Origin of the sequence: Hyphomonas sp. (assembly GCF_016125515.1) — a bacterium.
Taxonomy (GTDB): Bacteria; Pseudomonadota; Alphaproteobacteria; order Caulobacterales; family Hyphomonadaceae; genus Hyphomonas.
Genome location: NZ_WGLO01000014.1, coordinates 1 through 23,263, shown reverse-complemented (window position 1 = coordinate 23,263; position 23,263 = coordinate 1). Strand labels below are relative to the sequence as shown.

Here is a 23,263-nt window from a genome sequence, read left to right as displayed (position 1 = left end):
GTCATAGCCGTCACCCCCGATGAAGGTGTCCTGCGCGTCGCCGTAAAGGTTGTCGTTGTTCGCCCCGCCGTTCAGCGTGTCGGCCCCCGCGCCGCCGTGAAGGTTGTCCTCGCCCGCGCCGCCCAGAAGCGTGTCGTTGCCCCCCAGGCCGAAGATCGTGTCATTGCCGGCAAGGCCGTCAATCACGTCGTCGCCGGCCGTGCCGTTCAACACGTCATTGCCGGACGTGCCTGAAATCGTCGGCACCGGCGGCGGAGGTGGAGGTGGAGGTGGAGGTGGAGGTGGAGGTGGAGGTGGAGGTGGAGGTGGAGGTGGAGGTGGAGGTGGAGGTGGAGGTGGAGGAGGCGGGCTGGCGGAGAGGATCAGGTTCGACTGGGCGAGCTGCCCGGTCGAAACGCCCTGAAGAAGGATGGTCTGGCCGGCGCCGAAGGTCAGCAATGTGCCGCCGCCCGAGCTCGTGCGGCCGTTGAAGGCAGCAAGCGCGTCGGCCGAGGAAAACGCTGTCAGGTCTATTCTGTCGGCGGAAACAGCAAAGTCCGTGATCGTGTCTGCGCCTCCGTTCGGAGCGTAGACGAAGGTGTCGGCGCCGGCGCCAAGCGTGATCGTATTGTTGGCGCTGTTACCAGTGATGCGGTCATTACCGCTGCCGCCGACGGCATTCTCGATGATTGTGCCTTCTGCAATGGCGACAACATTGACGTAGTGGACCGGTGTCTGCCCCGGGCGGTCGCCGAGGCTCGAGAACGTACCGGGGCGCAGGTCAAGGATCTGAGGCTGGGCGAAGCCCGAAAGGTTGATTGTGTCGACGCCGCCCGTATCATAGATCGTCATCGACGGGGGGCGCAGATATGTGACCCCGCTCACAAGGACATATTGCGACCAGTCAATGTTTGTGCCGGGCGCGGAGGAATTGAACCCGAACGTCGTGTTGCCGTTGAACGTGCCGGCCGGGTTTGTCCCGTAAAGGAGCTGGGCTGCAGCAATGTCTGCCTGTTGCAGGCCAAGAACATACCGGAAGCTGCCAAAGCCGGTTTCGAGCTGATCGAAGTATGACATGACCGTATAGGCCATGATGTCGTTGGTGTAGATATTGTCCGTGCCATAGTCCGCGGTGTTGTTATACGGCCCGGAGTGTCCAAGGCCGAGGGCGTGGCCGATTTCATGGATATAGGTCTGCTGGGCATAGCTGTCGAACCAGCCTGAACTGGACGCCGGATTCGGCGGTGCCCAGTTTGAGCTGATCACAATCAGGGACGAGACAATCGACGATCCGCTCGTGGAGGTGCGGGCATAAGCGGACGGATCACCATCGCCTGAGGCGTTCGGATCGTCGGCCTCGGAGTTTACAAATGTGATATTCGCCGTACCGGTCGTGCGGACAAAGGTCAGCGGTGTAACCGCTGCCCACATGTTGAGCGCGCGCTCTGCCATCGCCCGCTCATCCGCATTGAGGTCTTCAATGTTATAGGTGATCGTAGTGGTCTGCCAGCGCGGGCCGAGCCCTGGCTCAGAGCCGTTGACCAGGTACTGAGCGATCTGCCCGATCGAGTATGTGGGCAGAGGCGGGGCCTGGATCGCCGACAGGGCATAGCTTCCTGTTCCGGTGACGCCGTTCGCGTCGGCCCAGCCATGCGCGTTGATGTAATAGACCCCCGTCGTCGTCGGCGTAAACCGCAGCAGAGAATTGAGTCCCGTGCCGCCATCATCGTTCGTCTTGAGCTGGACGCCGGCAGAGCTCATGATCTCGAGGAACGGGTCGCCAAGAGGTGTTGCCCCGGTGCCGTTCAGGGTAAACTCGTAGGTCACCCCTGCCTGCAACTCGACCCGGAACCAGTCCTGGTCGCCGCTCGTCTCAATCTGGCTGATGATTGTATCGCCGATATTCAGCGTGAAGGTTGTCGACACATCTCCGGGAATTTCTCCGGGAAAGCTGAAGGTCGCCGCCTGCGGGGAGCCGGGCGGAGCGTTCAGGGGGCCGGCGGCGGCCTGCGCCTGGAGCGCGCCTGCCGCAATGGCGCTCTTATGTGCCAGTAACTCCGCTGAGTGATCCTGCCCGCAGGGGCAGCAGTTCAGGGTATGGGTGCGGTAGGCAAAGGTGGCGCGCCCGGGGGGGGCGAAGGATGTGTCCAGCGGGGCATAAAAGGCAGGCGATGCGCCAATGCTGAAGGTGGTTGCTTCAAGCAAATCGGCGCCGCCGGGGCTGCGCCATTCCGTCCTGTCCAGTTCCTGACGAGAATCGAAAGCCATTGAGCGAACTCCAGAATTACGCCGGAATGATGCCGGACACGGTTATCCCGCACTATTGCGGGAATTCGCCGTCAGGCAAGAGCCCGGGCGTGAACAGGGATCTAATCGGAACAGGCCTGAACGGCGGGTGAGTGCCGGCGCGCGGGCCCCTCCGTAGTTAAAGCCGCAATTGAGAGTAAACAGTCAGCGCCGACCCGCGTCTGTCAAAACATGACACGCGTAAATGCCCAGTCTTGCCGAATCTTGCGGCGTGGGCGCACGGCAGGACAATTACCAGCTTGCCGCCTTGTCCGCAGCGCGGCCAGAGGTTTGCTGTCGTCGGCGCTGACGGCGCAGATGAAGGAACTCCCCGCGCCCGCGGCGGGTTCAAAAGCGGTCCGTAACAGGCCCGGAAAGCGAAAAGCGGTATTGGCCCCCAAAGGCAAGCGCGAACTCTGTGATGCGCTTGTCATATGAAACAAGTGGACACTTCAATTCTATCGCTGTCGCAATCAGCATTCGGTCGGCAGGGTCGCGATGTTTAAGGTCTTTAAGCCCATAGGCGCCGCATGCGGCGCGCCAGGACAGGGGCACGGCCTCTACGCCGGGACGCCCCAGAAAGCGCTCAATCCAGTCAGCTGCGGGTAAGTCCAGCTGGATCCGGCGAAGATCTGACAGGAGCGCTATCTCCCAGGCTGTGACCGCGCTTACCAGCAGCGTGCCCCCGGCGCGCCAGCACGTCTCGAGGGTAGCTCGCGTTTCGGGGCGCAAATGCGCGTCTCCGCTGTCGAGCCAGAGGACGATATGGGTGTCCAGCAGTAGTCGCCCGGTCAATGTTCCAGCTCGCGGCCTGTCTGCGCGTCAGGCTCCACGTCCAGTGCCGGTTCGGTCAGGTCGATTCCGGCACCGACGCGAACACCGCCCTTGTGGGCGCCGAAGAGGTCTCCGGCGCGCGCGTCCTGATCCAGCAGGCGCCGGAGCGCAAGTGCGACCGCTTCGGTCTTGTTGCCGCCCGTCAGTTTAAGGGCCGCCTGCTCGATCAGCTCGATGACGTCCTTTCGATTTATGGTAACGACGTTTGCCATTGGAAAGCCTCCATTACGATAGTAATGATATCAGTATGCGCTGTTGTAGACAAGTCAGCTTGCCCCACTCTCGGCTTCACTCCTGCTGCTGGCGGCCGCGGGTCTGGGCCCCGCTCGCCCTGAAGGCTGCGCGGCGCTTCAGTTCACGAGCGCCCTGAGTTCGGCCGCAAGGTCGGTCTTCTCCCAGCTGAACGTGCCATCCGTGCCCGGAGCCCGGCCAAAGTGTCCGTAGGCGGCCGTCGGGCTGTAGATCGGCGCGGCAAGGCTCAGGTGCCTGCGGATGCCGGCCGGGGAGAGATCGAACAGTTTCCGCAGGGCCCCGGAGATGCGGTCCTCGTCGGCCTTGCCGGTGCCGTGCGTGTCCACATAGATCGACAGGGGCTGGGCGACACCGATGGCGTAGCTGACCTGGATCGTGCAGCGTTCGGCAAGCCCGGCGGCCACGATATTCTTGGCGAGGTAGCGGGTGGCGTAAGCGGCCGAACGGTCGACCTTGGACGGGTCCTTGCCGGAGAAGGCGCCGCCGCCATGCGGCGCGGCGCCGCCATAGGTATCGACGATGATCTTGCGGCCAGTGAGACCGGAGTCGCCGTCCGGCCCGCCGATATAGAAGCTGCCGGTAGGGTTCACGTAGAACTTGTCTTCCGGCGGGAACCAGCCGTCCGGCAGCACGGACTGGACGACGGGGCGGATGATTTCCCGGAGTTCTTCCTGGCTGACGTCTTTCTTGTGCTGGTGCGAGACGACCACGGCATTGACGCCGACCGGGCGCGAGCCTTCATAGCGCAGCGTGACCTGGCTCTTGGCGTCAGGCTCAAGCTGCTTGTGCTGGCCGGAATGGCGCAGCTGCGCAAGGCGCTCGAGGATCTGGTGGGAATAGACGAGGGTTGCCGGCATCAGTTCCGGCGTCTCGGTCGTGGCATAGCCGAACATGATCCCCTGGTCGCCGGCGCCTTCTTCCTTGAAGAGGCCCTGGCCGGCCTCGACCCCCTGCGCGATCTCGGCCGACTGGCCATGCACGTGGTTTTGCACGGTCATGTTCTGCCAGTGGAAGCCCTCCTGCTCATAGCCGATTTTTTTGACCACCCTGCGGGCCGCCTCGTTCATCTCCTCCCGGGTGATGACCGCGCCGTTATTGGTGCGCACTTCGCCGGCGAGGACGACGAGGTTGGTCGTGCAGAGGGTCTCGACGGCGACCTTTGCGGTCGGGTCGCGGGACAGGAAGAGGTCGACGACAGCGTCAGAAATCTGGTCGGAAACCTTGTCGGGATGGCCCTCGGCAACGCTCTCGCTGGTGAACTCGTGGGATTTCAGGGACATTGTCTTGTTTCCTCTGAGGGCTGATGGTTTTAGCGGGCGAAGACGACGGTCCTGCCGGAATTCTGGAAGACGCGGTGTTCGGCATGGGCCTTGACCGCGCGCAGGAGCGCGATGCCTTCGATATGGCGTCCGGTTTCGACCATGTCGTCCGGCGTGAACGAATGGTCGATGTGTTCGGTGACCTGCGAGATGATCGGGCCTTCGTCGAGGTCGGCGGTCACATAGTGCGCGGTCGCGCCGATGACTTTCACGCCGCGGGCATGGGCCTGATGGTAGGGCTGCGCGCCCTTGAAACCTGGCAGGAAGGAATGGTGGATATTGATAACGCGGCCTTCGAGCCTGCGGCAGGCGTCCTGGCTGAGCACCTGCATGTAGCGGGCGAGGACAACGAGTTCGGAGCCGGTCTCTGCGACGATGTCCATCAGGCGTGCCTCGGCGGCGGCTTTCGTCGCCGCTGTGACCGGCACGTGGAACCAGGGCAGGTTCCAGTGCGCGAAGCTCGCCTTGAGCGTGTCATGGTTGGAGACGATGCCGGTCACGTCGATGGGGAGTTCGCCGCGCCGCGCCGCGTAGAGCAGCGTGTTGGCGCAGTGATCCGACTTCGAGACGAGCAGGAGCACTCTCATCCGCTCCGCAGACGGACGGATCGTCCAGTCTGCGGCGAGCTCCTCGCCGACAGATTTCATCCCGGCGCGCACGGCGCCGGGTTGGTCGCCGTTGCCGTTCATGTTGAAGACGAGCCGGGCGAAGAAGCGCCCGGTCTCTATGTCTCCGAACGTGCGCGAGGCCACGATGAAGCAGTCATGCTGCTCCATCAGCCGCGCGAGGCGCGCGACGATGCCGACCCGGTCCGGGCAGGAAAGGGTGAGTATGAAACCCTGCGCCACGCGCGTCCCCGGTAGTTAGTAGCGGTAATGTTCCGGCTTGAACGGGCCCGAGGTCTCGACACCGATATAGTTCGCCTGCTCGCCCGATAGCTCGGTCAGCTTGACGCCAAGCTTGTCGAGGTGGAGGCGGGCAACCTTCTCGTCGAGGTGCTTGGGCAGGGTGTAGACCTTGTTCTCATACTGGCTGCCGCGCACGTGGAGTTCGATCTGGGCGAGCGTCTGGTTGGTGAACGAGGCGGACATCACGAAGCTCGGGTGGCCGGTGGCGTTGCCGAGGTTCACGAGCCGGCCTTCCGAGAGCAGCAGGATGCGCTTGCCATCCGGGAAGGTGATCATGTCGACCTGCGGCTTGATGTTCGTCCACTGGTAATTGCGCAGGGCCTCGACCTGGATCTCGTTGTCGAAGTGGCCGATATTGCAGACGATCGCCATGTCCTTCATCGCGCGCATGTGGTCGAGCGTGAGGATGTCCTTGTTGCCGGTCGCGGTGACGAAGATGTCGAACTTCGGCGCGGCCTCGTCCATGGTCATCACTTCGTAGCCGTCCATCGCCGCCTGCAGGGCGCAGATCGGGTCGATCTCGGAGACGGCCACGCGGGCGCCCGAACCGGAAAGCGATGCGGCAGAGCCTTTGCCCACGTCGCCGTAGCCGGCGACAAAGGCCTTCTTGCCGGCCATCATGATATCCGTGCCGCGCCGGATCGCATCGACGAGGGATTCCTTGCAGCCATACTTGTTGTCGAACTTCGACTTGGTGACGGAATCGTTGACGTTGATGGCCGGGAAGGGCAGCTCGCCCTTCTTCTCGAGCTGGTAGAGGCGGTTGACGCCCGTGGTCGTCTCTTCCGAGACGCCGCGCACGCCGGCCTTGGTCTTCCCGAACCAGCCGGGAGAGGCCTGCATGCGTTTACGGATCTGGGCGAAGAAGTATTTCTCCTCCTCCGAGCCCGGATTGTTGAGGATCGAGGCGTCCGCCTCGGCCTTCTCGCCGACGATCAGGTACATGGTGGCGTCGCCGCCATCATCGAGGATCAGGTTCGGGCCCTTGCCGTCCGGCCACTGGAACATGCGGTCGGTATAGTCCCAGTATTCTTCCAGCGTCTCGCCCTTGTAGGCGAAGACGGCCGTGCCGTTGTCGGCGATCGCTGCGGCGGCATGGTCCTGCGTCGAGTAGATGTTGCAGGAGACCCAGCGCACCTTTGCGCCGAGGGCTTCGAGCGTCTGGATGAGGACCGCGGTCTGGATGGTCATGTGCAGCGAGCCGCAGATGCGCGCGCCCTTCAGCGGCTGCGAGGGCCCGAATTCCTCGCGCGCAGCCATCAGGCCGGGCATTTCGGTCTCGGCAATCGCGATCTCCTTGCGGCCAAACTCGGCGAGCGAGATGTCCGCGACATGGTAGTCTTTCACTTTGCCCTGAGCAGCCATATCAACGATCCTTTATATGCTTTGCGGCGCGGTTAGCATGCGGCGTCCCTTGAGGCAACGCCTGCCGCGCCGATTGAGCTGCGATCTGCCGGACGCTTCAGTGCAACCTATTCCGCAAGGCCGCGCCGCCATGCTATGCGCGCTCAAACGACGTTGCTGAATTGTACCGGAGAGCGCCATGAAATACCTTGTGACGGGCGGCGCCGGCTTCATCGGGTCTGCCCTCTGCCATGCACTTATGCAGGAACCGGATACCGAACTCACGGTCGTCGACAAGCTGAGCTACGCCGCCAACCTCGCCTCGCTCGCCGCCTTTGCCGGCAATCCGCGCTACCGCTTCGCTCAGGCCGATATCTGCGACGGCCCGGCGATGCGTGACCTTATGGCCGTGGCCCGCCCGGACGCCGTCTTCCACCTTGCCGCTGAAACCCATGTCGACCGGTCGATCGATTCCGCCGCCGCCTTCATCCAGACAAACGTAGTCGGCACCTACCAACTCCTCGAAGCCGCCCTCCAATACTGGACAAAGCTCCCGGTTGAAGAGGCCGCCCGCTTTCGCTTCGTGCACGTCTCGACCGATGAAGTCTTTGGCGCGCTCGGGGCGGAAGGCCAGTTCACCGAAGCGACGCCTTATGACCCTTCATCGCCCTATTCGGCCAGCAAGGCGGGTTCTGACCATATCGTCCGCGCCTGGCATCGCACGTATGGTCTGCCCGTCGTCGTCTCGAACTGCTCCAACAATTACGGCGCCCGTCAGTTTCCTGAAAAGCTCATTCCACTGACGATCCTTAATGCGCTCCGGGGCGCGCCGATCAGCGTCTATGGCAAGGGTGAAAATGTGCGTGACTGGCTTTGCGTCGATGATCATGCCCGCGCCCTGATCGCGCTCGCCCGCATGGCTCCGGCGGGGGAGACTTACATGATTGGTGGCGGCGCCGAGCGTACTAACCTGCAAGTTGTCAACACGATCTGCTCCCTGCTCGATGCCCGCTTCCCGGAGCGCGCACCGCACGCAAACCTGATCCGCTTTGTCGCGGACCGGCCGGGGCATGATTTCCGCTACAGCGTAAACTGCAGCAAGATCGCGCACGATATCGGCTGGCGCCCGAAAATTGCCTTCGAAGCCGGCATGGAAGGCACCGTGCGCTGGTATCTCGAGAACGAAGACTGGTGGGCGCCGCTACGCGCACGCGCCTATACCGGCCAGCGGCTCGGCCTGAGTGCCGGATGAATGCCTCACGCCGCGGTCGCCCGGTTGACCTGCAGTATACTGGGGCTAAGCTTCGAGACGAAAAACTCGGCTTCGGCCGCAAAGACAAAAGGGCTCATGCGCGCATGAAGGGTATCATTCTTGCAGGCGGACGCGGCACACGGCTCGATCCGGCAACGCGCGGCCTCTCCAAGCAATTGCTGCCGATCTATGACAAGCCTCTGATCTACTATCCGCTGTCTGTCCTCATGCTTGCAGGCCTTCGCGAAATCCTCGTCATCGTGACCCCGGAATCGCTGGCTTCCTTCAAGGCGTTGCTCGGAGACGGACATTCGCTCGGAATCGATATTCAGTATGCGGTGCAAGACGAGCCGCGCGGCCTCGCCGATGCTTTCATTCTGGGCGCGTCCTTTCTCAAAGGTTCAGCGGCGTCGCTCATTCTCGGCGATAACATCTTCTATGGCGCAGGCCTCTCCGGACTGCTTATGGACGCCGTCCAGCCGGGATCCGGGGCCACTATCTTCGCCTACCAGGTTCAGGACCCCGAACGTTTCGGGGTCGTCGAACTCGACAAGTCCGGCCGGGCGGTCTCGATCGTGGAAAAGCCGAAATCCCCCAAAAGCAACTGGGCTGTAACCGGCCTCTATGTCTACGATGCAGGCGTGGTCGAGATAGCCCGTAATGTGAAGCCCTCCGCTCGCGGAGAAATCGAGATCACGGATATCAACGCCGCCTACCTCAAGGACGGCAAGCTCAACGTTGTCTGCCTCCCGCGCGGCTTCGCCTGGCTCGACGCCGGTACGTTCGACAGCCTCCTCGACGCATCCCACTTTGTGCAGACCGTCGAACGCCGCCAGGGCCTGAAGATTGCCTGCCTCGAAGAAATCGCCTGGCGAAAAGGGTTCGTGACGGACGAGGCGCTCGAACGCCTCGCCCATGGCTATGTCAACAGTTTCCGACCCTATCTTCTCGGACTGCTGAACAAGCGGCCGGCATGACCGGGCCGACGCCCCGCTTCAGCCGTTGAAGCTGCGGACGGCATCTATGATCACGTCCTGCGTCGCCGTATCGAGGTAGGGGTGCATCGGCAGCGATATCACGCGCGTTGACAGTTTTTCTGTGACCGCCAACTCGCCCGCAGGCGGTGCCCAGCGTCGATAGGCTTCGTTCATGTGCATCGGCACCGGATAATAGACTGCGGTAGGAATATCGCGCGCCTTCAGGTGCGCGGCGAGGCCGTCTCTGTTGTCGTGCTCAATCGTGTACTGCGCCCAGCTCGAGATGTAACCCGGCTTCACGAAAGGCACGGCGGCGACGTGCGGGCGAAGCAGCTCGTTATAGCGCGCCGCGACAACGTTGCGCTTGTCGATCTCGTCCGCAAAGATCTTCAATTTCTCGTTCAGGATCGCGGCCTGGATCGTGTCGAGGCGGGAATTCATGCCAACCCGCATGTTGAGATACTTCGGATCATGGTCGAACGTCTTGCCCTTCAGGTCAGACGCGACCGCCTTGCCGTGGACCCGAAGGCTGTCCATCACCTCGGTCAGTGCGGCGTCGTTGGTGATGATGGCGCCGCCATCTCCGTAGCAGCCCAGAGGTTTGGCGGGAAAAAAGCTCGTCGTAACGCAATCGGCCCAGTCTGACGGGTGTTTGCCGTTGATCGTCGTGCCAAAGCCTTGCGCGCTGTCGGCAATCAGTTTCAGTCCGTACTGGTCGGCGATCTCTCGCAGGCGCGGATAATTGGCGGCCTGGCCGAACAGGCAGACGCCGATGATGGCTTTCGGCTTCAGCTTGCCTTCCTTGAGCACGCGTTCGATCTGCGCGACGAGATGGTCTGGGTTGATGTTGTAGGTATTCGGTTCAACATCGACAAAGACCGGGGTGGCGCCCATCCAGGGCACAACTTCGCCGGTAGCGCAGAAAGTAAAGCTCGGGCAGAAGACGGCGTCACCAGTCCGCAGGCCCCAAGCCATAAGCGGCAGGACAATCGCCTCGGTTCCGTTTGCGCAGCCCAGCGCGTGCCTGGCGCTGGAATAGGCGGCCAGCGCAGTCTCGAACTGTTTCACTTCCGGACCCATGATGTAGGCGCCGCCTTCAATCACTTTCTGGACCGCAGAATTGATCTCTTTTTCGATACGCTTGCGCTGGGCTTGAAGGTCGATGAAGGCGATGGACATTTACGCGACTTTCCTCAATTTGGCCTTTGTTCGGCCTTGCGGCAATTGGACTAAACGAACGGTTTCGGGGCCGCAAATCACGCCTCGTTACAGCAAGTTGCGGCGAGTTCAAGAAACAGCCTGGCCGCTTCGGCCTCGGTCAGGGTCAAGGCCGCAACGTTCCTGCCCGCGCCTTTTTGCAAGCCGAGCAGAATGTCGACGGCCCGGGTGGCCGGAACGCGCGGATCGGCGCGCCAGAGACCTTCGCCACAGGCCAGAACCGGTCGGTCGAACGCGAGATAATCGGCTATCTTGCTCGGTGGAACATGCATCTTTCCGGAAGCGACGAAGGCAAGCGCGTCGGCTCCGGCCATGTAGCTGCGCGCTTCTTCGTAAGGCAGCGGCCCGTACGTCATAATAGCGCCCGCTGCCGAGCTCGCATCGATCGCCGCACGCTCGCGCGCACTGATGCGACCGACAAGGTGGAGGCGCAGCTCTGTGCGCGCCGAAGCGGCTTTTTCGAATGGCGCAAGCAGGGCTTCGATGCGGGCCTCGGGGTCGGAAAGCTCAATAGAACCGGCATGCACAATGTTGAGGGTTGCGGGCGGGAAAACATGCGGCGTTGCCGGTGCGCCCGAAGTGAAGTGCGGCATCACCGCCGGGGCTCGTGCACCCAGTTTCGCCGCTTCGGCTGCGACGACCGGGTCTACTGCAAGCACAAGGTCGGCCTTCGGCAACAAATGCCGGGCGAGCCATCGCTCTCCAAGGCGTCGATGCCAACGGCGCCGCTCGACGCGGTGGGGCGCATCGAGCCAGGAGTCGCGGAAGTCCGCCGCCCAGCGGGAGCCAAGCGCAGATGCAAGGCGCTCGCCTGCGACATGAACGGATTCAGGCGGGCTTGTCGAAAGCACCCAGTCCGGCCGCCAGCCGCTCGCGATCACTGTGCGCGCGGCGCGGGCGCACCAGCGAATGTCAGGGTCCGGCCAAAGCAGCCAGTCCCGCGCAACGGCGCGAAGGCTGAAGCCGGGGGAGGCCGGCGCGTCCGAAGGATCGCGGTTCGGATGTGCAACCGCCCATCCGGGTTCGCCTTCGGGCAAAGACGGCGCGCAGATGCGCACATCAACGCCTTCTGCGCGCAGGCCTCTCGCCAGAAGAAAGGGACGCCTCGCGCCGCCGGAAATTGCGGGAGGATAATGCCGGGCGAGGATGAGCAGTTTCTGCAACTCGCGTTTCCCCTGCACGCCGGACCAAACTCCCTATCAGGCCTTCACTATCTTATGGCGAAGGTCTGCTGAGATGTTCTTTGCGGCGTTCCGCGTATCGATGACAAGCGGCGCATGCCTGACAAGAAATTCATAATCGACCGCGTCGTGATCGGTAGAGATCAGCACACAGTCGTAGGACTTGAGATTAGCCTCCGTCAGCGCCACGGATTTCATCCCGGAGAATTCCGGGTGATCGCGCGTTGTCGGAACAAGGGGGATGTGCGGATCATGATAATCGACGTGTGCGCGCCGTTCTCGCAGCATGTGAATGAGGTGCAACGATGGGCTCTCACGCATATCGTCGACGTTCTTCTTATAGGCGAGGCCTGCAACGAGGACACGGCTGCCGGCGACCGATTTCTGAAGGTGCGCGCTCATCGCTTCAGCGAGCGCCTCAATGACGATCTTCGGCATGCGGGTGACGACATCGCCCGCCAGTTCGATGAACCGCGTCGTCTCGCCATGTGCGCGCGCCTTCCAGGTGAGGTAGAAGGGATCAATAGGGATGCAGTGACCGCCGAGGCCCGGACCTGGATAAAAAGGCATGAAGCCAAACGGTTTTGTCTTGGCGGCGTCGATGACTTCCCAGACGTCGATGCCCATGCCCTGGAAGACAGTCTTGAGCTCGTTCGACAGGGCGATATTGATCAGCCTGAAGATGTTTTCAGTGAGTTTAACGGCTTCAGCCGTCTTCATGTCCGAGACCGGCACGACTTTCGTGATCGCCTCGTAAACCGCAATCGCCATCTCGCGTTCGGCGTCCGTGTTGGCGCCGACGACTTTCGGGATGCTGGATGTCGAGAAGTCAATGTTGCCGGGATCTTCGCGCTCGGGCGAATAGGCGATCGCAAAATCGACGCCGGCTTTCAGGCCGGTGGTTTCAAGGATCACCTGCACGACTTCGTCGCTCGTGCCGGGATAGGTCGTCGATTCCAGAACGACCAGCTGTCCGGGGCGCAAATGGCGTGCGATCATTTCCGTTGTGTGACGGACGTAAGATATGTCTGGCTCGCGGTGAATGTTCAGCGGCGTCGGAACGCACATCAGAAGCGCGTCCGCAGCGGCGAGCCGGCCTTCATCCGATGTGACTTCGAGCCGTCCGGTCGCCATCATCGCCGCAATCCGCTGATCGGGTATGTGCGCGATGTAGGTCTTGCCCGAGGTGAGCGCGTCGATCTTGGCGCTGTCGATATCGAAGCCGAGCACTCGGAAGCCCGCCGAAAGAAAGGCTTCCGAAAGCGGCAGGCCGACATAGCCAAGCCCCATTATGCCGATGCAAAGGTCACGCTTCTGCGCGCGCGCGACATAGGTCCTTGACATGGTTTCAGCAGATTTCGAGGTCGTCAGCATGCTGGTCTCTCTACGCGTGGAGGGGGCAAAGGAATGAAAGCGGCCGTTCGGGCCGGAAACTAGGTTACCATCACGCCAGAGCGCGCGCCGGCTTCGGCGCGCAGGAGTGTTTCAACGACGCGCAGGGCTTCAGTTCCGTCCGTACGCGGCGTCGCGCCCGAGGCGCAGCAATCGAGGAAATGCTGGCATTCGCGCTTCAGCGGCTCATCGGCCGGGAAGGCAAGCGCCACAGGATCGGATTTGACAGCTTCCGGCCCGGAGGCCTTGTGGTCAACTGTGTGGCGGTAAAGCCGCAGCTTGTCTTCCGGCTTCGTGGCCGAGTCTTCAAAGACAAGCATGCCGGTCTCGCCGACGACCACGAGGCGATGCTCCTTGAACGGATGAAGCCAGGAGGCAAACACGTGCGCCCGGCGCCCGCCGGAAAAGGTCATGTCCAGCCGGAACTCGTCTTCGAGGCCGGGTGTCACCCAGGCGCTGCCGCCGCCGGACACCGTCTCGGGGCGTTCGCCGAACAGCGCCAGCAGCATCGACAGATCGTGCGGTGCAAAGCTCCAGAGGGCGTTTTCTTCCGTGCGCAGTTTGCCAAGGCTGAGCCGGTTTGAATAAGCATATCGCAGGGTGCCAATCTGGCCGCTTTGCACGAAATCGAGCAGCGTCTGGAACGCCGGATGATACTGCAGAAGGTGGCCGACCATCAGGATGCGCCCTGCGGTTTCGGACGCGGCGCACATTGCCCGGCTGTCTTCCAGCGTCAGCGCGAGCGGCTTCTCGACGAAGACGTGTTTTCCTGCGCTGAATGCTGTCAGCGCGAGCGAAGCGTGGTGCTCGGCCGGCGCGGCGATCGACACGCCGGCGATAGCCGGATCCGCGAGAGCCTGATCGAGCGAAAGCACCGGCACGCCATTCTTTTCGGCTTCACGCGCAGCCGTGGCCGGATGGCCGTCGACGATGCCTGCAAGGGCGCCGAGTTCTGCGAAATTCCGGGCGAGATTCTTGCCCCAGTACCCCGCGCCAATCTGCGCAATCCTGATAGCCGGGGCGGGAGTGGTCATGGCTGGCGCGCTCTGTCTTGGGACGATTGGGTCAGGTGGCTGTAAACACGTTCAAAGCGGCTGTCGTCAAGGCGGCAGTTCCTGCTATGGACAGCTCGAACGATGCAATCGAACTGGATCTTCTGATGAACCAGACGTTTCAAGATAATCCGGCGCAGGTCGAGGCCGAACTCTTCGCGGCGCACCCGGGGCCGTCAGAGGCGGCCTGTGTGTTCATCCTCGGCGCGCCGCGCACCGGCAGTACCCTGTTCTATCAGGCATTTGCGCGCGCGCTGGGCCTCGCATGCATCTCCAACCGAGCGAATGCTGAAACCCCGCTTCACCCGGCGGTGGGCATCCTCGCGAGCTATCGGGCGCGCCGCGCAGAGAGCATGCCCGAGGGATTCGAGAGCCGCTTCGGCAAGACGGAAGGCCGCAACGCACCGTCCGAGGGATCGGCGATCTTCGCGAACTGGTGCGGCGGCGGTCATCCGTCCGAGGAGGTCAGCGCGGGTCTGTTGCCGGGCCGGTCCGTGCATTTCCGCCGGACCCTGTCCTGTATCGAGGCGGCGACCGGCGGGCCGCTGCTCGCCAAGAATGCCTGGAACTGTTTCCGGGTCAAAGCGCTCGCAGAAGCCGCGCCGAGGTCCGCTTTCATCTGGATCCGGCGGGACGCGGCGGCGGCGGCCGTGTCCGATCTCGCGGCCCGTTACACCGTGCAGGGTGATCCGCGCACGTGGAATTCGGCCACACCCCGAAATGTGGAGGCCTTGCGGCAACTCTCTCCGGCGGCGCAGGTGCTCGAGAATCAGTTCGAGTTTTCGCGGGCAGTATCCGAGGCAGGCGATCGGCTGGCGCCGGGGCGGTTTGCGTCGCTCTGGTATGAGGACTTCCTGGATGCGCCGGACGCTGAAGTGGAGCGGATTGTCAGTAATTTGAGCATCCTGCGCGGGCGCCTGCGCGCTGGTTTGCCGCAGTTTTCTGCGCCGCGGCCCGTATCGCTCAGTGAAGAGGATCAGCGCGACTTCGATGCGCATCTGGCGCGCGATCCGGCGCGATGGGCAGGCCTCGCCTGGCGGGGGCGAGGTTAATCAGAGGCTCATGCCGTAGTTCCGGCCCCAGACGCCGAAGATATAAATGCGCCAGAGTGAGAAGTCGAATGGCCGGACACCGTCCAGCATCTCGCGTGTATGCTGGCGAACGAGCGCGGCGTTGAAGAGTTCCGGGTAGAGCGCGAGGGTATCCTCGATACCGGCTTCGATTACCGGCCGCAGCGGGCCCTTGAACCAGGTCTCCTCCGGCGTGGCGAAGCCGAGCTTGTCTCTCCGCTCACGGACGGTTTCCGGCAGGAGTCCTGTCATTGCCGTGCGCAGAACGCGCTTGGTATCGCCGCCGACGATCTTGTGCTGATCGCCGAGGCGCAGGCAGAATTCGATCAGGCGGTGATCAAGGAAAGGTACGCGGGCTTCAATGCCGTGTGCCATCGAATTGCGATCTTCGTATCGCAGCAGCATTGGCAGATTGGTCGAGCGCGTCAGGATCACGCAGTAGGGGCCGAGGCCGACGACCGGCGGAAGGCCTTCGGCGGCCAGGGCCTGCGAGAGGGTGTCGCCTTCTTTCGGCGCGTGCGCGCGCATCAGCGGCGTATCCATCCAGCCAAGGCCGGGCGGCGCCGGGGGGCCGGGTGGGCGAACCAGCCGGCGCAGCGGCGCGGGCAGGCGCGAGAGGTAAGGCCAGAGCTGCTGGCGATAGCCGATGCCGTGCCAGGTTTTTCGCTCGGCGAGCGTTCTGAGGAGCTCACCGAATTTCCGTTGCCGGATCAGGCGGGCATAGTGAAAATGGAAGCAGCCATGATAGCCGCCGAGAATTTCGTCCGCGCCCTGACCATCCAGCATGACCTTGATGCCGTTCTCGCGGGCCGTCTTGAAGACGCGGTACTGAGCATGCAGGCTGGTCGAGCCGTAGGGCTCGTCCTGCGCGGTGAGTACGGCCTGCGTATCTTCCATGAAGGCGCCCACATCAAATGTGGTGCGGATCGAGTTCGCGCCGGAGGTCTCGATCACGTCATCAATGAACTGCGACTCGTCCACCGCCGATCCGGGGAAGACCGCGCTGATGGCATTCAACGGTTCGGTTCCAGCCGGCCATGAAGCCATCTGGGCGCAGACGATTGAGGAACTGTCGAGGCCGCCGGAGAGACACGAGCCTACCTTCACATCTGCCCGCATGTGCAGGCGGACCGAGTCCAGGAACAGGTCCCGGAACTTGTCCGCAGCCTCCTTTTCGGACCAGATCCGGCCGTCTGGCCCGGGCGGGCGCCAGTAGTCCGTGATCGGCAGCGGCTGGCCGGGCCGCCAGGTCTTGAGGTCGAGCCGGATATAGCGGCCGGGACCCAGATTTGCGGCATCCGCGAACATGGTTGCGGAGAGGTGGTCGGTCACGCCGTTCGAGAAGAAATTGTGGGCGCGGGCGAGGTTGATCTTGCGCCCGAACGTCGGAAGGTCGAGCAGCTGCTTGATCTCCGAGCCGAAAGCGGCGCCTCCGGCGGAGGCATGGTAGACGACCGGCTTTATACCGACCCGGTCGCGGGCGATCAGCAGCGTCTTTTCCAGGTCGTCCCAGATCGCGAAGGCATACATGCCGATCAGCTTGTCGAGCGCAGCGGGCCCCCAGGCCCGAACGGCTTCGAGCAGGACTTCGCCGTCCGATTCGGTGCGGAATACGGCTCCGGCGGCGCGCAGCTCGTCGCGCAGTTCGATGTAATTGTAGATCTCGCCGTTGAAGACCATCCAGTATCGCGCGTCAGGGGTCGCCATCGGCTGGGCGGCGCGGGTATCGAGGTCAATAATGCTGAGGCGGCGATGGCCGAGCGCGACCGGCCCGGCGGGACTGTCGAAAACCCGCCAGCCCTCACCGTCCGGGCCGCGGTGAACGACGGCGTCGATGTGACGCCGATCCGGCGCGAAGCCAACCGAGATGAAGAGACCGCACATGGCCTACCCGATAGCCGCCCGGAAGGCGCTTTCATAGGCGTCGATTACGGAAGCCGACTCGGTTTCCCAGTTGTAGATTTTCGCCGCTTCCAGCGCCCGCGCCCGCTGGGCATCGAGGACGGCGGGGTCCAGCGCATTGATCGCAGCAGCGATGGCTGCGGCGGAGCCATCCCCGACGAGGAAGCCAGCGCCGGTCTCCTTCACGAGCGTTGCCATCTCCGGCAGGTCGCTGACCGCGAGCGCGAGCCCGGCCATCAGGTATTCGAATACCTTGTTGGGCAAGGCGAACTGGTTGTGGAGGGAGTGGCCCGGCAGGGCCATAAGGCCGATATCGAAGGGGCGCGCCTCAGCGACCAGCGCCGTCATTGCGACGGGCGGGGCGAGCATGACACGGCTCGCGACGCCTTTTGCGGCGGCGAGCGCGGTGAGCTGCTCAGTATAGCCCGGCAGGCTCGACGGCCCGCGTATGGTGAGGCTGAAATCTGCCGGCCAACGCGCGACGCTCTCGATCGAGGCCTCGAGGCCCCGGCCGGGCGCAACGATGCCGTGATAGAGGACACGGATCGGGCGGCCGGCGGGCCTGAAGGGGGTAGGTTGGTAGGCGGGCGCGTTGCGGAGCGTGAAATGCGGGGCGCTCACGCCGTAAGCTTTCTGCAGATGCGCCGAGATACCCGGTGAGACCGAGCTGATGACCCGCGCGTTCTCCACGTAGCGCGACTCGATGCCTGCGACGACAGGCCGGACGGCACGGCGCCATTCAGGCCGTTCGGCATATTCCTCAGTGGCCAGCTCGTGGCTGTCATAAACGGTGATGCCGCCGGCCTCTTCGGCGGCTGCTGCGGCGACTGGGAGCATCTGCCAGTCATTGGCGACAAAGATAGCCGGGCCGGGCAGGCCCTGGGCGGCGGCGCGCAGGACGCCGGCGGCAGGCCACATTCGCCAGAACCTCGCATATAGCTGCTCTTCCGGTGACAGGCGCAGCATGGCGAGGCGGCGTTCTGCGGCCCGCAACAGGCCCGGCACCGGGCGGTTCAAGCTGCGGATCCGGGTGCGGATGTCGCGCACCGATCCGGCATGGGCTGAGCCGGCCATATCCAGCAGCGCGGCGGCAGGGATCATCGGCGAGACGGCGAGACTGACGAGTTTGCGTTCGAGCTTTGCCGCAATCGTCTGCGTGACCACGCGTTCAGGCAGGCTGACACTCAGGATTGGCCAGTCCGGCGGGGCTGAGCGGGCGCCGGCGAGGCCGATTCCCGTGACGTCGCGGCCCATGGCATGCAGCCTGTCGCCCATGCGCCGGACGCGCGGATCATCCGCGATCTGCGACGCGGCCAGGAGATAATAGCGCGGTTTCAGGTCGCTCAATTTGGTCTCGCCAAGGCTTCGTCTGCGCCTTCCCATGCCCCGGCGGGCCGCGCAAGGCGGGGCCTGCGCTTTGCCCGCCGCGCCCGGTTGGCGCGGGGCGGCAAGCCGTCTATAGCTGCGTTGCATGACACAGAAGACTATCCTGATTACAGGCGCTGCCGGGCAGGTCGGCTCGCACGTCGCTGAACTGCTGCTGGCTCGGGGTGACCGAGTGATTGGCCTCGACGATTTCACCACTGGCCGGCCGGAACACCTGCCGCCGGCCAGCGCCGCTTCCAGCTTCATGGAAGGCTCGATTGCCGATCCGGCATTCATCTCCCGCGTGTTCGAGGCGGTGTCTCCGGATGTCGTCATCCATACCGCCGCTTCCTACAAGGACCCGGAGGACTGGTACTCCGACACGCTGACCAATGTCGTCGGCACCGTCAATGTGGTGAAGGCCGCCAAGGCGGCGAAGACCGGCCGGTTCATCTATTTTCAGACAGCGCTCTGTTACGGTGTCAAACCGCTCGAGCAGCCGATCACGCTTTCGCACCCGAAGAACCCCGGCAATTCGAGCTATGCCATCTCGAAGACGGCGGCCGAGGATTATATCGAGCTTTCCGGCCTCGACTTCGTGACTTTCAGGCTCGCGAATGTCATCGGCCCGCGTAATGTGTCGGGCCCGTTGCCGATCTTCTTTTCGCGGCTGCGCGACGGGAAGCGCTGTTTTGTGACCGAAGCGCGCCGGGATTTCGTCTATGCGGGCGACCTCGCGCGAACAGTCGTGCGGGCGGCCGATGGTGCAGGTCAGGGCACGTATCATTTCAGTTCAGGCAAGGATATTGCCATCCGGGAACTCTACGACGCCGTCGTGATGGCGATGAAGCTGAACGATTATCCGGAGCCCGAAGTGCGCCCGCTGGGGCCCGATGACGCGGCCTCGATCCTTCTCGATCCCAGCCGGACGTTCAAGGATTTCGGCGAGATCCGGTTTACGCCGCTGACGGAGTTCATTCCGGCGGCGATCGACTATTACCGCGAATACGGCGTGCTGGGAGAGTATACACATCTGAAGCTCCCCGCCGAGACGACGGGCGAGCGCTGAACACATGCGAGTACTGATCACCGGCGGGGCGGGTTGCCTGGGCGCCAATCTGGTTGAGCACCTTCTGGCGCGCGGCGATGAGATCTCGGTGATCGACACCTTCACAACATCGGTGCGTGAGGCCTTGCCGCCCGCAGGTAGTCGCCTGCGCGTGGTTGCAGGATCGGTGACGGACGCGGCGCTGGTGAAGGCGGAAGTCGAGAGTTTTCGCCCGGAGGCGATCATTCATGCGGCGGCGAGCTACAAGGATCCGGACGACTGGGCCGGTGACCTTGAAGTCAATGCCGCGGGCACGCTGAATGTCGTGCGCGCGGCAGAGGCGGCGGGCGGCGTGCGGTTCCTGAACCTTCAGACAGCGCTATGCTATGGCCGGCCGGACGTTGTGCCGGTTGCGATCGACGCGCCGCTGCGACCGTTCACGAGCTATGGTGTTTCGAAAGTTGCAGGTGAGCTCTATGTGCTTGCGAGCGGCCTTGATGCCCTATCTTTCCGGATCGCTAATGTTACTGGACCGCGACTCTCGATCGGGCCGATGCCTGCATTCTATTCGCGGCTGAAAGCCGGCAAGGCCTGTTTCTGTTCGGATACCGTTCGCGACTTTCTCGACATGCAGGATTTCATCCGCCTGATTGACCTCGCTCTTGTTCCGGGCGGGCCGCGCGGCGTGTTTCATGCCTCCAGCGGCGAAGGGCATTCGATCCGCGAAGTCTATGACGGGGTTTCTTCCTATCTCGGCGCCGAGGCGCCTGAGCCGGAGGTGGTTCCTCCGGGAGCGGACGATGTGGCTGCGGTCGTGCTTGACCCTTCAGGCACGGAGGCGGCGTTTGGATGGAAGGCCGAGATCAGCTTTGGCGAAAGCCTGAAGCGGATGCTGGCCTGGTATGATGTAAACGGTGTGCATACGGTCTATGGGCATGTGCGCCCGCCGGCAGGATATGGATCATGACGGCATTGTCGCTTTCCGGGGCGCGGACACTGGTGATCGGTGGGGCGGGGTTTGTAGGTTCAAACCTCGTCCAACGCCTGCTCGCAGAGGGGGCGGAAGTCGTCACTATCGTCGACAATTTCCTGTCGGCCGATCTCTCGAACGTTCCCGGCGATGGGCGGGTTCAGTTGATTCGAGGCTCGATTGCAGATGATGCGGTTCTGGCTTTGCTTCCGGGCGATGTCGACTATGTGTGGCACCTCGCGTGTTATCATGGCAACCAGTCATCGATTGCCGATCCGCTGGCGGACCATGCGAACAACACGCTCACGAGCCTCAAGCTGTTTAACCGGCTGAAGGACATGAAACCGGTCCGCAAGGTCGTCTATTCGGCGGCGGGATGCGCGGTTGCCGAGAAGACCTATGGCGCGGCGGCCGCGACGCCGGAGGATGCGCCGGTGTCGCTCTATCAGGACAGTCCCTATTCGATCTCGAAACTGGTTGGTGAAATGTACGGGAACTACTTTTTCACGCGCCATCAGATGCCGTTCGTGAAAGCCCGGTTCCAGAATGTCTATGGGCCGGGCGAGATTCTCGGCGCCGGCGACTGGCGCGGTACGCCGCATACGGTCTGGCGCAATGTGACGCCGACTTTCGTCTTTAAGGCGCTGCATGGCGAGGCGCTGCCGCTCGACAATGCCGGTGAGACTTCGCGCGATTTCATCTACGTGGACGATATCGTGCGCGGGCTGATTGCCTGCGCGCTGATGGGCGAACCCGGCGAAGCCTACAATCTCGCGTCCGGGCGCGAAGTGACGATCCGTGAGCTCGCTGACCTGATCAACCGCGAGTCGGGGAACACCGCGCCGCATGAGCTTAAGCCGAGACGTGACTGGGACAGCTCCGGAAACCGGTTCGGAGACCCTGCCAAGTCACGCGGCAAGCTGGCTTTTGAGACCGAGGTTGCTATTGATGAAGGCATCGCGCGCACGGTGGTCTGGACCCGCGCGAACCTAGAGCGCATCAAGACCTGCATGGGCCGGCATCGCGCGAGACTGAATATTGCATCTTATCTTGTGGATTGAAGTGCGCCGCCAGGTGTGTTGTCTTATATACGTCTGAACGACGACGGGATCTCCTCTCCTGCGCGTTTAAGTGTTTTGCAGCCCGCTTCGAGGGATTGCGCAGAGGAGATTGAATATGCCCCACGCGCTTTGCCTTCCCCAGGTTGAAGCCTGCTTTGAGCTTGAACTCGGAGAAGATACCGGCCGCGCGCTTGGCACGCTGGCGGAGTATGAGGGCGATGGAGTCCGGCTGAGCCTTGGTTTTCCAAACTCAGCGCAAACGCGCGGGCTGCTTTCCTTCCGGCATATCGAATGCGCTTGCCGCAGGCCGGACGACATGCCTGAGTTCGAAGATCTCGGGCGGCCTTCAGAAACCTTCTGGAGGCCCGATCTTCGCAATGTTCGGGAAACCTTGATCGATACGGCGTCCCACAGGGCCTTTGATGGTCAGCGGTGGGCAAACTATACGCCGGTTAATCCGGTGCCGGCCGCCAGCTTGTGCAATGTCATTCCGGTCGGTGCGTTCGATCTCATATTTCCGCACGGCGTCGAGCAGGTCTTCTATGGCGCACGTCCCGTCCTGTCGTATTGCGGGTCCATCCGCACCAGCGCTTACTATGACGGGCGCATCGCGGTGGCGCATGTTGATTCAGCATCGGGCCGGGCGTGGATAACGGTCGCAGACTGGCAGCCGTCGTGGGAAACCGCTCGCAATATCCGGCGCTATCACTGGATCGCCGCGTCGGATGTTTACGCCATCATCGGCTGGCGCGGTGCTTTCTGGTTGACGGACGGCGCCGATGCGTCACCGGACCGGACGATGCGGCTTTACCGAATAACCCGGGCGGGCATCGAGGTTGCTGCCGATTTCGCGCACGTCTTCCGCTCCGGCAACGAAGGCTATGGGATGGCCGTGGCCGGAGAACGCCTCCTGATTGGCCACTTTCCCAGCGGCCTCGTTCTGGCCTTCGACGGCGAACGGCTTGAAGCGCTGACATTCGGCGAAGACATCATGCAGAAGCTCGGCACCGGGCTGAACGTCTACGCCTATGGCGAGAGCCAGACACTGACGATTTATGGCGGAAAAATCTGGGTGGGGCACTATCCGTGGGGATACCTCCTTTCAGGGGATTCTGCGTCTGAAACCTGGCAAGCATTCTCCCTGTTCGGCGGCCAGGATGCGCGCTCCAATAGCTGTCCGTACCGGGATGAAGTGGCTCTGCTACTGGAAGCGGCGGCCCAGGACTGTGACCCTACCACGCCGGATGGGGAGCTGTACGACGAAATGTGGGCGCGCCGTATTCACTCTGCCGCCTGGTACGACAACGGCCTGGCGCTCGGACTCGCAAGCCGCCGGGGCACGGTCTATGATGCTGGCCGGGACAAGGGCATTGATCCGGCAGACCTCACCGATTACGGATCTGTGCGCGTCGTACGTATGCCGAACACTCTGGCCGCGCCTTTTCCCTGGCCGAAATCAGGCGAGGCGCGGATATGCCTGTCAATCACGGAAACGGACCTCGCCCTTTCGGTCAATGGCCAGCCGCTCGCGAGGCGCGCGCACACGCTGACCGGCGCGCAACTCGCTTCGTTGCGGCTCGCTTCTGTCGGTTCGGGCGTCTACGGTGCCAGTGAAGTGCCCGTCCGGCTGCTGGAAGGCTCCAGGTTGCTGTCCGGCGCAGTGCCTCAGACGTAAGCGATGGGGTGGACGCCCCCCGACGGTATCAGTGTACAGAGGTGGCTCGGGAAATCTGAACAGGGTGGTTAGGTGAGATTTCTGCCTGCAGATCGGCTATTTTGCCGAGCACAGGAGACGACCATGCCCAAACGACCCCGCCGGAATCACAGTCCGGCTTTCAAAGCGAAGGTGGCTC

At 63.0% G+C, this 23,263-nt stretch carries 19 protein-coding genes; 7 read left to right on the top strand and 12 right to left on the bottom strand.

All coding sequences use genetic code 11. The features are described 5' to 3' along the window. From GC148_RS12065 to ahcY, 6 genes are all read right to left on the bottom strand, one after another. A partial coding sequence (locus tag GC148_RS12065) for a M10 family metallopeptidase C-terminal domain-containing protein (RefSeq protein ID WP_291071013.1) occupies positions 1 to 2,247 on the bottom strand: 2,247 nt, incomplete at its 3' end. Between the two features lie 366 nt (positions 2,248 to 2,613). After that, complete coding sequence (locus tag GC148_RS15965) at positions 2,614 to 3,060, bottom strand: type II toxin-antitoxin system VapC family toxin (RefSeq protein ID WP_366063787.1); 447 nt, start codon at positions 3,058 to 3,060, stop codon at positions 2,614 to 2,616. Continuing rightward, positions 3,057 to 3,311: a hypothetical protein gene (locus GC148_RS12060; protein ID WP_291071012.1), complete on the bottom strand. Its 255-nt coding sequence runs from the start codon at positions 3,309 to 3,311 to the stop codon at positions 3,057 to 3,059. The genes GC148_RS15965 and GC148_RS12060 overlap by 4 nt, the downstream gene beginning before the upstream one ends. A 138-nt stretch (positions 3,312 to 3,449) precedes the next feature. Further along, positions 3,450 to 4,631: a methionine adenosyltransferase gene (gene metK, locus GC148_RS12055; protein ID WP_291071011.1), complete on the bottom strand. Its 1,182-nt coding sequence runs from the start codon at positions 4,629 to 4,631 to the stop codon at positions 3,450 to 3,452. A gap of 29 nt (positions 4,632 to 4,660) precedes the next feature. Beyond that, positions 4,661 to 5,518, bottom strand: a complete 858-nt coding sequence (gene purU, locus GC148_RS12050) for a formyltetrahydrofolate deformylase (RefSeq protein WP_291071010.1) — start codon at positions 5,516 to 5,518, stop codon at positions 4,661 to 4,663. Positions 5,519 to 5,533: 15 nt separating this feature from the next. Further along, positions 5,534 to 6,943: an adenosylhomocysteinase gene (gene ahcY / locus GC148_RS12045; protein WP_291071009.1), complete on the bottom strand. Its 1,410-nt coding sequence runs from the start codon at positions 6,941 to 6,943 to the stop codon at positions 5,534 to 5,536. Between the two features lie 178 nt (positions 6,944 to 7,121). On the opposite strand from ahcY, the gene rfbB reads away from it, so the two are divergent. After that, positions 7,122 to 8,174 (top strand): dTDP-glucose 4,6-dehydratase, encoded by a 1,053-nt coding sequence (gene rfbB, locus GC148_RS12040; RefSeq protein WP_291071008.1) that lies wholly within the window; start codon positions 7,122 to 7,124, stop codon positions 8,172 to 8,174. Positions 8,175 to 8,278: 104 nt separating this feature from the next. Then, a complete protein-coding gene (gene rfbA, locus GC148_RS12035; protein WP_291071007.1) occupies positions 8,279 to 9,151 on the top strand; it encodes a glucose-1-phosphate thymidylyltransferase RfbA in 873 nt (290 codons plus the stop codon). Positions 9,152 to 9,169: 18 nt separating this feature from the next. Here rfbA and GC148_RS12030 read toward each other — a convergent pair whose 3' ends face one another. The 4 genes from GC148_RS12030 to GC148_RS12015 form a co-directional block, all read right to left on the bottom strand. Further along, positions 9,170 to 10,330, bottom strand: a complete 1,161-nt coding sequence (locus GC148_RS12030) for a DegT/DnrJ/EryC1/StrS aminotransferase family protein (RefSeq protein ID WP_291071006.1) — start codon at positions 10,328 to 10,330, stop codon at positions 9,170 to 9,172. Between the two features lie 77 nt (positions 10,331 to 10,407). Continuing rightward, positions 10,408 to 11,550 (bottom strand): glycosyltransferase, encoded by a 1,143-nt coding sequence (locus GC148_RS12025; protein ID WP_291071005.1) that lies wholly within the window; start codon positions 11,548 to 11,550, stop codon positions 10,408 to 10,410. An 18-nt stretch (positions 11,551 to 11,568) separates the two neighbouring features. Then, entirely contained in the window at positions 11,569 to 12,924 is a 1,356-nt protein-coding gene (locus GC148_RS12020) for a nucleotide sugar dehydrogenase (protein WP_291071004.1), read from the bottom strand. Positions 12,925 to 12,983: 59 nt separating this feature from the next. Beyond that, complete coding sequence (locus GC148_RS12015; RefSeq protein ID WP_291071003.1) at positions 12,984 to 13,976, bottom strand: Gfo/Idh/MocA family oxidoreductase; 993 nt, start codon at positions 13,974 to 13,976, stop codon at positions 12,984 to 12,986. A gap of 125 nt (positions 13,977 to 14,101) precedes the next feature. Here GC148_RS12015 and GC148_RS12010 point away from each other — a divergent pair, with 125 nt between their 5' ends. Beyond that, the gene (locus GC148_RS12010; RefSeq protein ID WP_291071002.1) at positions 14,102 to 15,046 is read left to right on the top strand and encodes a sulfotransferase; all 945 of its coding nucleotides are present in this window, start codon (positions 14,102 to 14,104) and stop codon (positions 15,044 to 15,046) included. Here GC148_RS12010 and asnB read toward each other — a convergent pair whose 3' ends face one another. After that, positions 15,047 to 16,948 (bottom strand): asparagine synthase (glutamine-hydrolyzing), encoded by a 1,902-nt coding sequence (gene asnB, locus GC148_RS12005; protein WP_291071001.1) that lies wholly within the window; start codon positions 16,946 to 16,948, stop codon positions 15,047 to 15,049. 3 nt (positions 16,949 to 16,951) lie between these two features. Next, complete coding sequence (locus tag GC148_RS12000; protein ID WP_291071000.1) at positions 16,952 to 18,313, bottom strand: glycosyltransferase; 1,362 nt, start codon at positions 18,311 to 18,313, stop codon at positions 16,952 to 16,954. Positions 18,314 to 18,437: 124 nt separating this feature from the next. On the opposite strand from GC148_RS12000, the gene GC148_RS11995 reads away from it, so the two are divergent. From GC148_RS11995 to GC148_RS11980, 4 genes are all read left to right on the top strand, one after another. Beyond that, on the top strand, positions 18,438 to 19,400 hold the full coding sequence (locus tag GC148_RS11995; RefSeq protein WP_291070999.1) for an NAD-dependent epimerase/dehydratase family protein: 963 nt from the start codon (positions 18,438 to 18,440) through the stop codon (positions 19,398 to 19,400). Positions 19,401 to 19,404: 4 nt separating this feature from the next. Beyond that, positions 19,405 to 20,346: an NAD-dependent epimerase/dehydratase family protein gene (locus GC148_RS11990; protein ID WP_291070998.1), complete on the top strand. Its 942-nt coding sequence runs from the start codon at positions 19,405 to 19,407 to the stop codon at positions 20,344 to 20,346. Beyond that, positions 20,343 to 21,410, top strand: a complete 1,068-nt coding sequence (locus GC148_RS11985) for an NAD-dependent epimerase/dehydratase family protein (RefSeq protein WP_291070997.1) — start codon at positions 20,343 to 20,345, stop codon at positions 21,408 to 21,410. Before GC148_RS11990 ends, GC148_RS11985 begins: the two co-directional genes overlap by 4 nt. 115 nt (positions 21,411 to 21,525) lie before the next feature. Next, entirely contained in the window at positions 21,526 to 23,085 is a 1,560-nt protein-coding gene (locus GC148_RS11980) for a hypothetical protein (RefSeq protein WP_291070996.1), read from the top strand. Positions 23,086 to 23,263: the final 178 nt, after the last annotated feature.